The sequence below is a fragment of the Polaribacter sp. YIW18 genome (genome assembly GCF_057219325.1).
Map to the genome: position 1 here is coordinate 221,350 of NZ_JBXVVE010000005.1, position 13,720 is coordinate 235,069.

At 30.8% G+C, this 13,720-nt stretch carries 9 protein-coding genes; 3 read left to right on the forward strand and 6 right to left on the reverse strand.

Annotated features, from left to right (window positions below; translation table 11 throughout):
* Window positions 1–113 precede the first annotated feature (113 nt).
* The gene (locus tag AC2D6T_RS07430; protein WP_484681044.1) at window positions 114–1,934 is read right to left on the reverse strand and encodes a TonB-dependent receptor plug domain-containing protein; all 1,821 of its coding nucleotides are present in this window, start codon (window positions 1,932–1,934) and stop codon (window positions 114–116) included.
* A 67-nt stretch (window positions 1,935–2,001) separates the two neighbouring features.
* On the opposite strand from AC2D6T_RS07430, the gene AC2D6T_RS07435 reads away from it, so the two are divergent.
* Both AC2D6T_RS07435 and AC2D6T_RS07440 read left to right on the forward strand, forming a co-directional pair.
* Window positions 2,002–3,495, forward strand: a complete 1,494-nt coding sequence (locus AC2D6T_RS07435; RefSeq protein WP_484681045.1) for an aminotransferase-like domain-containing protein — start codon at window positions 2,002–2,004, stop codon at window positions 3,493–3,495.
* Between the two features lie 54 nt (window positions 3,496–3,549).
* Window positions 3,550–3,984, forward strand: a complete 435-nt coding sequence (locus tag AC2D6T_RS07440; RefSeq protein WP_298949440.1) for a LexA family protein — start codon at window positions 3,550–3,552, stop codon at window positions 3,982–3,984.
* A 66-nt stretch (window positions 3,985–4,050) separates the two neighbouring features.
* On the opposite strand, the gene AC2D6T_RS07445 is transcribed toward AC2D6T_RS07440, so the two are convergent.
* Complete coding sequence (locus tag AC2D6T_RS07445) at window positions 4,051–4,500, reverse strand: nucleoside deaminase (RefSeq protein ID WP_484681046.1); 450 nt, start codon at window positions 4,498–4,500, stop codon at window positions 4,051–4,053.
* A 59-nt stretch (window positions 4,501–4,559) separates the two neighbouring features.
* Between AC2D6T_RS07445 and dxs the strand changes: the two genes are divergently transcribed.
* Window positions 4,560–6,329 (forward strand): 1-deoxy-D-xylulose-5-phosphate synthase, encoded by a 1,770-nt coding sequence (gene dxs, locus AC2D6T_RS07450; protein ID WP_484681047.1) that lies wholly within the window; start codon window positions 4,560–4,562, stop codon window positions 6,327–6,329.
* A gap of 45 nt (window positions 6,330–6,374) precedes the next feature.
* Here dxs and AC2D6T_RS07455 read toward each other — a convergent pair whose 3' ends face one another.
* From AC2D6T_RS07455 to AC2D6T_RS07470, 4 genes are all read right to left on the reverse strand, one after another.
* Complete coding sequence (locus AC2D6T_RS07455; protein WP_484681048.1) at window positions 6,375–9,029, reverse strand: T9SS type A sorting domain-containing protein; 2,655 nt, start codon at window positions 9,027–9,029, stop codon at window positions 6,375–6,377.
* A gap of 46 nt (window positions 9,030–9,075) precedes the next feature.
* On the reverse strand, window positions 9,076–10,413 hold the full coding sequence (locus AC2D6T_RS07460; RefSeq protein WP_347186755.1) for a deoxyguanosinetriphosphate triphosphohydrolase: 1,338 nt from the start codon (window positions 10,411–10,413) through the stop codon (window positions 9,076–9,078).
* A gap of 130 nt (window positions 10,414–10,543) precedes the next feature.
* Window positions 10,544–12,325 (reverse strand): ribonucleoside-diphosphate reductase subunit alpha, encoded by a 1,782-nt coding sequence (locus AC2D6T_RS07465; RefSeq protein WP_347186754.1) that lies wholly within the window; start codon window positions 12,323–12,325, stop codon window positions 10,544–10,546.
* A gap of 3 nt (window positions 12,326–12,328) precedes the next feature.
* The gene (locus AC2D6T_RS07470) at window positions 12,329–13,603 is read right to left on the reverse strand and encodes a ribonucleotide-diphosphate reductase subunit beta (protein WP_438988733.1); all 1,275 of its coding nucleotides are present in this window, start codon (window positions 13,601–13,603) and stop codon (window positions 12,329–12,331) included.
* Window positions 13,604–13,720 lie beyond the last annotated feature (117 nt).

Consider the following 13,720-nt stretch of genomic DNA (forward strand, 5'->3'; position numbering starts at 1 on the left):
AAGAATGATGGTTGGGAATAATTGTTATAAAACGTATTCTATTATTAATAATTTCTGCTTTAAAAAAAGGGACTATTGTCCCTAATAAAAATAAATATGTTGGGAAATTATTTTTAAAAATTGTAGCGCAAACCAAATAAAACATTACTTGGTGGCATAGGCACAAAACCAGACTCAATATAATCTGCATCAAAAATATTGTTAGCAGTTATTGTAAAATTGAATTTATGAAAATCTATAATTACAGAAGCATCCCAAACATTATAGCTAGTACCAACCGTTCTTTCTGCATGTTTATAAATAATATTCTGACGCATATTTTTAAACAATCTTGAAGAAAAACGAGTTATAAATTGATGTTTTAATGTATTTAAAGAATAACGAGACAAATCTTTATTTTGGTCTAAAATATTGTCATTTAAATAGGTATATCCAAAATTTAAAGTTTGGTTGTAGCCTACTAATTTAAAATTGTAATTTCCTTCAATTTCAAAACCTTGTGTGTTTACTTCTGCAATATTTGCGGCTGTAAAAACGCTAACTCCTGTATTGGGCCTAATATAATCTATTAAATTGTCTGAATCTCTATTAAAAAAAGCAACAGAACCTGTAAAACGGTTTGTATTATATTTCAAACCGATTTCTTGTGCAAAAGCACTTTCTGGTTCTAAATTTGGGTTTCCAGAAGTTGCTGGATCGCTGTAATATAAATCTGTATACGTAGGTACTCTAAAGGTATACCCTACATTACCATAAGCTTTTACGTTATCAGATAATTTTACACCTAAATCGAAACCAGGAAAGGCATTTACATCAAAATCTGAAAAATAACTTACAGCTATACCAGGTGTAACATCTACATAATCACCCAATTTAAAACGATGTTCTAAAAATAAATTCGCCATGGTTCTATTTCTATCCCCTAAATTATTACTACTAATAGAAAACTTAGAAATATCGATTCCAAAACCAGTTACACCTAATTTAGAAGTATAAGAAACATTGGTTTCTACACCAATTTTATGGGTAATGTGTAAATTCCTAAAAAAGCTTGGGTCATTTCTTTTTAACAAGAAAATATCTTGACCTCTTCTCCAATAAACTCTAGGTATAATTTTAAATTTATCAGTTCTAAAAGTAGTAGAAACACCTAACAAACTATTTTGTGTTTCTTCATACTCGTTCCAAGCAGGATTTGTAGTGTAAAAATTTTCTGCACCAAATTTTTTATCGAAAAACGTTCCAATAATTTCTATGGGTTGTTTTTTCTTGTTGACAATTGCTTTTATAAAGTAATTATTATTTTTATAATCAGAATTATTACGATAACCATCTGAAGTTAAAGCACCAACATGTGCAATAACCGATGTGTTTTCAAACTCTTTTCCAACAGTTAAAGAACCGTTTAATTGCCCAAAAGAACCTGCTTCTATATTTGCAGAAGCTATACTTTTTAATTTCTTTTTAGTAACAATATTTATAGCACCTGTAAATGCATTTTGTCCAAAAACTCTTGCTGCTGGTCCTTTTATAACTTCAATTCTTTCTATAACTTCAATAGGTAAAGCTGCGTTTAATGTATGATGACCAGTTTGTGCATCGTCCATTTTAATACCATCTATTAATAATAAAGTTTGGTCAAAACCACCACCTCTAATATACAAATCTGCTTGACTACCAGCTGTACCTCTTCTTCTAATATCTACACCTGCAACTTGTTGTAATAAATCTGCAACATTGGTTGCTGCACTATTTTTTATAGCTGCTTTTGTAAAAATATTTATAGTTCTAGAGTTTTCTTTAAAAGGTAAATCTATTCTGGTAGATGTAATTATAACTTCTTTTAAAGTATCTGATTTAATCATATTTTCTTGCGCATTTAATTGAAATGCAAAAAATAAAAAAACAACTATAAGGCTAAACTTAATTTTCATAAATGATGTTTTTATTAGACTGCAAAAGTCGTAACTTTCCGGACGATAAAAATAGTCCAGTTTTAAAATGAATGATAGTCCGGTTTTTGAGTTATTTGAAAAATATTTAAAATTTGATATTACTGAGACACAACCTATTTACGTTCAAGTTGCACAACAGATTATAAATATTATTCAACGTGGTTTTTTAAAAAAAGGAACCAAGTTACCAGGAACACGTGCTTTAAGTAAAGTTTTAAAAGTTCACAGAAATACAGCTGTGGCAATTTATGATGAATTGGCTTCACAAGCTTGGGTAGAAATTATCCCTAATAAAGGGACTTTTGTGATAGAAACTGCGCTAAAAAAAACAAACTTAAAATCGATTTCATCCAAAAAAAATAATCCTTATTCGTATGCAAAAAAAACAGGATTTCCTTTTCAAAAATCATTTCATTTAGCCTCTACCATACAAACTACCAATGCAACCTACAGTATTAATGATGGCAAACCAGATTTACGTTTGCACCCTGTAAACGAATTTACAAGATGGTACAGTGCTGCTATGAAACGTAAAACATTAATCAAAAAATGGAACAGACCCAATGAAAGCACTTATTCGATATTTCAAACCCAACTGTGTAATTATTTAAATGCCACAAGAGGTTTTTACATCAACCCAAAAAATATTTTAAGCACCAGAAGTACAGAAATGAGTTTGTACATTGTTTCTCAACTTTTAATAAAACCAAAAGATGTAGTTTTAGTAGGAAGTTTAAGCAATTACGCATCAAACATGATTTTTCAGCAAGTGGGTGCTTCTATCAAAACAGTACCAGTTGATGAAGATGGTTTGAATGTGGATTTCATCAAAAAAAACTTTGTAAAAGGACAAATTAGATGCGTATATGTTTGTGCGCAAAGGGATTATCCAAAAACAGTAACACTAAGTGCAAAACGTAAATTGGCTTTGGTAAAATTGGCAAAACAATACGAATTTGCCATTATAGAAGATGATTTTGATTACGATTTTCAGTTTGATGGAGCGCCTATGCTACCCATGGCTAGTGCAGATGCAGATGGAATGATTATTTATTTGGGAAAATTAGGACAATCTTTATTTCCAAGTTTTCAAACAGGGTTTGTAATTGCTCCAGAAAACATTATTTCTGAGGCAGAAAATTACTTGTATTTATTAGATGAACAAGGAGATTTGATACAAGAACAAATGCTATCAGAACTGATAAATGAAGGAGAAATTTACAGGTTGATGAAAAAAAATATTGTTATTTACAAACAAAGACGAAATGCTTTGTGTCAACTTTTAAAACTTTATTTTTCTGAAATTGCAACTTGGACAGTTCCTGCTGGAGGTTTAGCACTTTGGTTAGAATTTAAAGTAAAAATACCTTTGATTAAACTAGCTGTTGAAGCCGAAAAAAACAATTTATTTTTACCGAAAACCATTTTATATCAAACCCAAGAAATTTGTGCGATTCGTTTTGGGTTTGCCCATTTAAATTTAGAGGAATTACCCATTGTTATTGCAAAATTAAAAAATGCTTATGATAAAGTTACTTAAAAATAAAGATGAAAATTTATAAAAATTAAAAGAAAAGTTTTAATTTGCAGTTCTATGCAAACATCGGAAAATCTTATTTTTTTTACCCCAAAACCCTCTTCTATAGAAGGTGCTATATTTATTGATACTGGTATTTCTGCTGGTTTTCCTATACCTGCAGAAGATTTTGAACAAGACAGAGTCTCTTTAGACGAAGAATTGGTAAAAAACAAAAACACCACATTTTTTGCAAAAGTAAAAGGACAATCTATGATTAATGCAGGTTTAGAAGACAACGATTTGTTAGTTATAGACAGAAGTTTACAACCTGAAAACAACAAAATTGCTGTTTGTTATTTAGATGGCGAATTTACCGTAAAAAGATTGCGTGTAGAAAAAAATGAAGTTTGGTTACAGCCAGAAAATCCTGATTATCCAATTATTAATATTACAGAGGAAAACGATTTTTTAATATGGGGCATTGTAACCAATGTAATTAAGAAAGTTTGAATTAAGAACTTAAGTTCACTAAAAGCAATCACATAACAAACTTTTAAATAAGACTTTAACAAATCATTAATTCAAATTACGTTTCTCAATAAAAAAACGCTTTAAGAGTTTAGAGCACTCATTTTCTAAAATACCACCAATAACTTTGGTTTTTGGATGTAATTTGGTATTTAAGTTTTTAAAACCTCTTTCTAATTCAGAAGCACCATAAACTATTTTACCAATTTGCGCCCAATAACTTGCACCTGCACACATTTGACAAGGCTCTAAAGTAACATACAACGTACAATCTTTTAAATATTTACCTCCTAAAAAATCTGCTGCTGCGGTAAATGCTTGCATTTCTGCATGTGCAGTAACATCATTTAAGGTTTCTGTTAAATTATAAGCTCTTGCAATTATTTGGTTATTTAAAACGATAATTGCACCCACAGGTATTTCGCCTTTATCAAAAGCATTTTCTGCTTCTTGATAGGCTTTTTTCATAAAATAAATATCGTCAAATGGCTGTATCATTCTTTTTTGAATACTAAAATTCAATAATACAAAAATTGATGTTGTATTTTTGTCATTGAATGAAGAATTTATTAGGAAAAATATCAAATGTAACAGATCTAAGAAAATTAGAGGTTAGCCAATTACCACAATTGGCTAAAGAATTACGCGAATATATTATTGATATTGTTGCTACAAAAGAAGGTCATTTAGGTGCAAGTTTAGGTGTAGTAGAACTTACTGTTGTGTTGCATTATTTATTTGACACACCTAATGATTTATTAGTTTGGGACGTTGGTCATCAAGCCTATGGACATAAAATTCTTACAGGAAGAAAAGATGTTTTTGATACCAATAGACAGTTTGGCGGTATCGCAGGTTTTCCATCTATAAAAGAAAGTAAATTTGATGCTTTTGGAGTTGGACACTCATCTACTTCTATCTCTGCAGTTTTAGGGATGGCAATTGCATCTAATTTAAAAGGTGCCAAAGAAAAACAACATATTGCTGTTATTGGTGATGCATCTATTGCAAGTGGTATGGCATTTGAAGCTCTAAATCATGCTGGTGTTTCAAAAGCAAATATTTTAATTATCTTAAATGATAATGCTATAGGAATTGACCCATCTGTTGGAGCTTTAAAAGAATATTTAACGAAAGTAAAATCCGATAAAAGATTAGCAGTACAAAACAACATTATTAAGGCTTTAAATTTTAATTATTCTGGTCCTATTGACGGACATGACATAGAAAAATTAGTATTGGAATTAAAACGATTAAAATCTGTAAAAGGCCCTAAATTTTTACATGTAATTACCAAAAAAGGCAAAGGTTTAGAAAAAGCAGAAGAAGATCAAGTAACTTACCATGCACCAGGAAAATTTGATAAAATTTCTGGTGAAAGGCTAAAAAAAGAAATAAACCCATACACGAAATACCAAGATGTTTTTGGTAAAACTATAGTTGAATTAGCAGAAAAAAACGAGAAAATTGTTGGAATTACACCTGCTATGTTAACCGGAAGTTCATTAAAGTTAATGTTTGATAAGTTTCCAAAAAGAACTTTTGATGTTGGTATTGCAGAACAACATGCGGTTACTTTAGCTGCAGGTATGACCACTCAAGGATTGGTTCCGTTTTGTAATATTTACTCAACATTTTTGCAACGTGCATATGACCAAGTAATACATGATGTAGCTTTACAAAATTTACCAGTTGTTTTTTGTTTAGACAGAGCTGGTTTGGTTGGAGAAGATGGTGCTACACATCATGGAGTTTTTGACATTGCTTACTTACGTTGCATACCTAATTTAATTGTATTTGCCCCAAGTAACGAAATTGAATTGCGAAATATTTTATACACTGCACAATTGGGCTTAAAAAATCCTATTGCTATAAGATATCCTAGAGGATATGGAAATATCATCAATTGGCAAAAACCTTTTGAGAAAATAGAAATTGGCTTAGGGAAATTAATAAAAAAAGGGTCTGAAATTGCTGTTTTATCTATTGGAACCATCTTAAAAAACATTACTGATGCTTTTGATTTAATGGATAGTTCTTCTGAGTTTTCTTTATATGATATGCGATTTGTAAAGCCTTTAGATCAAAATCTTTTAAAAGAAATATTTACAAGTTATAAAACAATTGTAACTATAGAAGATGGTGTTGTAAAAGGAGGTTTTGGGTCTGCAATACTAGAATTTGCTGCAGAAAATAATTACCATAATAATATTAAAACATTAGGCTTACCAGATAATTTTATAGAACATGGTAGTGTTTGTAATTTACAACAAACTGTTGGTTTAGATGCTTGTAGTTTAAAAAACACTTTAACTTCTTACTTATAAAAAAAGACGCTTAAAAGCGTCTTTTTTTGTAAATTAATATTCTTATTACTGAATAACTATCTTTTTAGAAGATTTTTTTCCTTGTTCATCTGTAAGATTTACAATATAAATTCCGTTAGTTACATTTAAAGAAATTAATTGTTTTTCGTTCTCAGAAAAGTTAATTTTAGCAGTGTAAACCTGTCTGCCTGAAATATCAAAAACATCTAATTTAGCATTTCCTAAAGTGCTTTTAGCAAATACTGTAAAGTTACCATTAGAAATGGATGGGTATACAGTAAAAGTTTTGGTATTTGACACAACTTCGTCAATTGAAGCTGTACCATCTGTAAAGTTTGTTGTAAACATTCCTCTACCATGAGTGGCTGCTAACACTAAATTATCTGAAGCTCTATATTGTAACATATCTACTCTTACATTACCCATACCTTCAGATGCAGGTTCCCATACAACAGAATCTGCAGTTATATCTTCTGTTTTCCAAATACCAGCTTCTGTTGCTAATAGAACTTGTTTTCTATTTAAAGGATTAAACAAAGACCATCTTACTGGTATGTCTGGTAAATTCCCTTCTACATCTACCCAATTTTCGCCTCTATCTGTTGTGTACCAAACACTTTTTACTCCGTAATTTGAGTAAGTTAGTAATAATTCGTCTTCTGATGAACCTAATTCTACACAAGAAACTGAACCTGTTATTGAAGGAGTATTTATTGTATCAGAACTATCATCAACAGTTTTTATTTCAATTAATCTACCATCTTGAGTACCTAGAAAAACTTTTCTATCGGATTGATTATAGTTAGAAACTTTAATATGAGTAACATCAACATCAAAAAGAAATGGAACGCTAATCGTATCTCTTAAAATATTTGATTGATTTTCAAAGTCTGGGCTTAATTTAGCTCTGGTTATTGAGCTATCTTCATTATAGGAATAAAAAACATTATTTTCAGAATCGTAATCTGCTGGATTTATAAAACTAGCATTTCTATTATCTACAAGTGTCGTTATTCTAGGAGATGTGTTTGAAAAAGTATAATCTAAAAGATAAAAATTATTTCTTTGAGTGGAAACAATATAATAAATACTTCTATTTGAGTTAACTGCTGTTTGGTCTATAAAACTAAAACCACCATCTCCTCCTAATACTTCTAAAGAGTTACTTAAACCTTCTTCAAATAAATAGTTAGTTCCATTATCTTGAGTACCTCCAATAAATCCATTTAAATTAATTGGATCAATAGCACCAGAATAAAATTGAGTTACATTAAAATTTAAATTTCTATTACTTAGTTCTCCAAAAGGTAATTCTTCAGATTTCGGAGCATATGATATTCCACCATCACTTGAAAAAATAATTCCATCAGAATTTGGTCTAAAAAGGATATTATGTTGATCAGCATGAACATATTTAACAGAATTATCAACATCTAAATTCCAAGAAGAAACTTTAAACCAAAAATTTCCTCCATCTAGTGATTTATATAAATTAATTCCTCCTATATAAACCTCATTCTCATCTAGTGGATTTACTTGTATTATTAAATCATACCAAGCTTGTCCTCTTGTTATGTCATCATTTGGAATGGTAGAATCTCCAGAGTCTGAAGGCTCTGATAAATTAGTCCATGTATTTCCAGAGTTAGTTGTTTTAACAACTTCTCCTAATTTGTTTTCACTTGAAATTAAACCATAAACAAAGCTAGGGTTAGATTGAGAAACTGCAATATCTACTCTACCTAATGAAAGAAGTGTAGAGTTATAATTTGAAGCCCAAGTTATACCGTTTGAAGAAGATAAAATAGAGCCATTGGCTGTCCCTGCCCAAATTTTATTATCAGAACCTAATTCTAAATCTCTAATTCTTTCTCCAGAAGCTACTGTCCATGTTAAACCACCATCTACAGAACGAAATAAATCTGTTCTATTTGAATCTGTTCCATCTAAATCTAACATTGCAGCATATATAACACCTATTTCACCACCTTCATCTCTAACAATTAAATCATAAACATATTCAAAATTAGTTGTGGAAGCTAAATTACTCCATGTAGCACCAGCGTCTGTTGTTTTCCAAATTCCTGCACCATTTACAGCATCTACATTTCGCCAACCTTCTCCTGTACCTGCATAAAAAGTGTTTGTTTGAACTGGATCAAAATCCATAGCAGAAATAGCAAAATTTGACATTTCAGGATACACCATACTCCATGGTGAATTTTCATCAGTTATATCTTCATTTTTCCAAATCCCACCACTGACACCACCAGCAAAAACTCTTTTATCTGCTGTATCATTTGGGTCAAACATCATAGCTCTAACTCTACCAGCAACTTGTTTTGGACCTCTAGATTCCCAGTTAAAGTCTGTGACAGCACTTTTTCTCGTAGACCTTTGCTTTTTTATTTTTTCACTATACTTTAAAGCATTTACTAATCTATCTTGATGTAATTTTTTTGTATTAGGGTCTATTGTTCTTAAAAAATCTTGCTCAAATGCTAAATCTGGACGGTCTTTTTTAGGAATTGCTTTTAACTCATCAGGAGTTAAATTTTTCCTTTTTGAGTAAGGATGATTTGTTAGATAAGCCGCATATTCTTTTTGTTTCTTATCAAAATCTGTTTCTGAGTTACTTGTTAAAAGTACTGCTACCAAGGCAACTATTGCCAAAATAAATAAAAATATTTTTTTATTCATAAATATATATTTAAAATGCAATCAAATTTAGTAATTATTGTCAGATCTAAATAATATTACCTGTTAATTTTTTATGGGTTCTAATAGCATAACTATCTGACATTCTTGACACATAACTACAAACTTGCATAATTCTATGGTATAAATTATTAGTTTCTGATTTGTATTCTTCTGGCAATAAATTTAGCACCAAACTATCAAAATTAGAGGCATTACCATTGTATTTATTGTTTAATGCAGTTACAAAAACATCTAATAAATCTGCAATAATTCTATAACCTGCTACTTCTTTTTCAATGACTTCTTTACTCTTGTAAATTTTATCAATACTTATTTTAATAATGTCATTTATTTGTGCCTCATACTTACATTTATCTAATAAAGATTTCTCAAAAGTTCCTTTTAAAATGGATTCTTCATTGGCCAAAAAGATATCTACAGCTTCATTAATTAGCACTCCAATGGCTAAGGCTCTTAAATAACTTATTCTGTCTGTTTTATGTTGTAAAGAATGATATTTCTTAATATCAATAGTATCTTTTACCAACTTAATCATGTATTCTAGTGCAAACTCTTCTTCTATTAAACCCAAGTTAATACCATCTTCAAAATCTATAATGGTGTAACAAATATCATCTGCAGCTTCTACCAAATATGCTAATGGATGTCTGTAATAAGAAATGTTTTCTGAAGATTTTTGTTGCATTCCTAATTCTTGAACCACATCTAAAAAAACAGCTGTCTCCGATTGAAAAACGCCGTATTTTTTATCTACAATATGATGGGTAGGTTTTTTAGGCAAACTCTCTTTAGGGTACTTTAAAAACGCTCCTAAAGTAGCATAACTTAATCGTAAACCACCAGAGATACCTTCTCTAGATTCTGTAAGGATTTTAAAACCGTTTGCATTTCCTTCAAAATCGATTAAATCTTGATATTCTTTGGCCGTTAATTGGGCTTTGTATTGTAATCCTTTTCCTGTTTTAAAATATTCGCCAATGGCTTTTTCTCCTGAATGCCCAAAAGGCGGATTCCCAATATCGTGCATTACTGAAGCTGCTGCAACAATGGCCCCAAAATCGTTAAAGGTATAGCCAAGTTCTTTTAATTGTGGATGACGTTCTAACAACACCTTACCTACTCTTCTGCCTAAAGTTCTACCCACCACAGAAACTTCTAAACTATGAGTTAAACGTGTATGTACAAAGTCGGTTTCTGATAAAGGTATTACCTGTGTTTTGTCTTGCAAACTTCTAAATGCTGATGAAAAAATGATTCTATCAAAATCTACATCAAAGCCCAAACGTGTTTCGTCTTGTGCTATTCTTGGTCGTTCTTGTGTATCACCAAATCGCTTTAAAGAAAGGAGTTGTTGCCAGTTCATACTATACTTACATTATTTTTTACTAAATGGTTTGTAAATCTATTAAATTGATTTGGCTTTTGCATGATAATCCATAAAAAAAGAGAAACATTGCTGCTTCTCTTTCTATGAACTTTTACTATAAAAATACTTACCCTTCACAAGAAGCACATTCTTTCTTTTGCTTGAATTTCTGTGCGGCATTCATACTGTGTTGGTAATACATAGATTTTACACCTAATTGCCACGCGTTTACATATACTTTATTTACGTCTTTAATTGGCATATCTGGATGCACCATAATGTTTATAGATTGCCCTTGATCTATATAATTTTGACGGTTTGCGGCTTGATAAACAATTACGTTTTGATCTATTTCTGAGTATGTTTTAAAAACGTCTTTTTCAAATTCTGATAAAAACTCTAAATGTTGAACAGAACCATCATTATCTCTAATACTTCTCCACACATCTGTTGTGTTTTGTCCTTTTTCTTCTAAAACACTTTCTAAAATTGGATTTTTAATCGTGGTCTTAATTTTTGCAATATCTTTTACATAAATGTTAGACCAAATTGGCTCGATACCTTGAGATACTTGCCCTAAAATAAATGCAGAAGACGTTGTTGGTGCAATTGCATTTAATGTGGTGTTTCGTCTACCATATCCTTTTAAAATTGCTGGTTCTCCATATTCTTTTGCCATAGCTTCAGAAGCTGCATACGACTTCTCTTTGATTACCTTAAAGATTTCGTTGTTTAAATTGTAAGCTTCTTGGCTATCAAAAGGCAATAATTTTGATTGTAATAAAGAGTGCCATCCTAAAGCACCTAGCCCTAACGCTCTGTTATCTTTCGCAAAATTATACGCTTTTTCCATAAAACGGAACGTGAACTGATCGTCTCTGTTTTCTGAATCTTTAAACACTTCTAGTTTTGTAATGAATTCTTCCATTACAGCGTCTAAGAAATAGGTTAGTGTTTCTACAGCATCTGTATCTTTCCACTTATCATAATGTAATAAGTTGATAGATGATAAACAGCAAACGAAAGACCAATCATCATTAGAAGGCAACATAATTTCTGTACACAGGTTACTTGCGTAAATTTCTAAATTTTTGTCTTTATAAACGTCTACAGTACCCTTGTTTGCGTTGTCTCTAAATAATATATATGGATATCCTATTTCTCCTCTACATTGTAATACTTTAGCCCAAATGCTTCTTTTTTCTACATCACCATCAATCATTTCTTGCATCCATTGGCTTCCCACAGTTACACCATGTGTTAACTCTTGTATTGGGTTTCCTTCTGTACCAATTTCTAAGAATTCTTTAATATCTGGATGATCGATTGGTAAATATGGCGAAAAACGACCTCTTCTAACAGAACCTTGACTTACTACATCTACCATTTTTTCGAACAATTGCATAATGTGCACAGAACCAGAAGACGAACCATTATTTTTAACTTCTGCACCTCTAGGACGTAATTTACCAAAGTAACCAGATGTACCACCCCCTAATTTAGACATCATACCTACTTCTGATTGCGAGAATAAAATATCTCCCATATCATCTGCTACATGACTCCCAAAACAGCTAATTGGCAAACCTCTTCTTTTACCAAAGTTAGACCAAACTGGTGAAGCTAAAGAGTAAAAACCTTCTGCCATATAGTTTTCGAACTTGTCTGCAAAACCTGGTTTTTTTAGAATTTTTTCTGCATTTTCTGCAATTTCTCTTATTCTACTTTCTGGTGTTGCACCTTCTGTTAAATAACCTGATTCTAAAAATTTGCGACTATTTTCTGTTAACCAAGTATATTCTGGCGTTTTTATCTTATCAAGAATTTCTTTACGAGAAGAGTTTCTTGCCTCAATTAATTTTTCGTGGTCTGTTTGTGATTGCTGTGTTTGTTTAGTGTCTAAGTTCATGGTTTAAAATAAATCGTCGCTAGTTATACTTTTTGTTCTTTTACTGTAGTTAATAGATCTTTTTACAAAGAAATCTCCGTGTTTCGTTCCTATAATTTCATCGTCAAACCACTCTGTTTCTGAGAGCAACTTTTCGTCTATATCAAATATTTTTGGTACACCAATACTTTCTAAAGATTTGTTGAATCTATTTTTAATAAATTCATTAATTACATTTTTAGGTAAGAAATCTAATTCTCCTTTTTCGAAAATCCAGTCTATAATTTTACTTTCTGCGAAAAATGCCTCGTTGCACATTTCTTGTATCATTAGGGTGTAGTCCTCATCAAACCAATCTGGGTTTTCTTCTTTTATAATTTTAATTACGTCAATACCAAAATCTCCATGAATTTGTTCTTCTTTAGAAGTTGCTTCAACTACGTTGGAAATACCTTTTAAAGCATTTTTATGTTTGTTAAATGCCATAATAATTAAGAACTGAGAGAATAAAGAAACGTGCTCTATAAATAAAGAAAATAACAATACAGATTCAGAGAACTCTTTATTGTCTTTACTTTTAGAATTTTTTAATGCTAACTCTAAATAATTTACGCGACGCATCATTACAGGATTCTTTTTCAAGTTTTTAAACTCGTTATTTAATCCTAAAATTTCTAATAAATGAGAATATGCATCATGGTGTCGAACTTCACTTTCTGCAAATGTAGAGCCTACTGAACCTATTTCTGGTTTTGGCATTTTTTTGTAAATGTCTCCCCAAAAAGATTTTACAGCTACTTCTATTTGAGAAATGGCTAACATGGTGTTTTTAATAGCATGTCTTTCTGTTTCAGAAAGGTGTGCTTTAAAATCTTGTATATCACTAGTAAAATTAAATTCTGTATGTATCCAATAAGAATGTCTAATGGCATCTACATATTCGTATAAATTTGGATACTCGTAAGGTTTTAAGTTTACGCGTTTTTCAAAAATATTTGTTTTTCTGCTTCTTGCTTGTTCATCTCTATATAAAATGTACGCTTTTGCAACATCTCTAAAAGGACTATCCATTAACTTTACCTCTACAATATCTTGGACTTGCTCTACCGTTGGTATGTATAAAGGTTCGTTTAATTTTCTTTCTAACAATGCCCCGTTAACAATATTAGAAATAGCTATAGCATCTCTTCTAGTGCCATTATTGACATTTTGCATCGCTTTTTCTATAGCATTTGTTATTTTTTCTAATTCAAAGGGTGTTGTTTGATAATCTCTTTTAATAATGTGCGTAATTTCCACGATGATTTAGTATTAAGTTAATGTTCGTTTTAGTATCTAACAAAGATTGTAATTTTTAAGATTAAAAGAAAGTCATACTTATTCACAAATCGGTTAAAGTTTTTAACAAAACCCTCT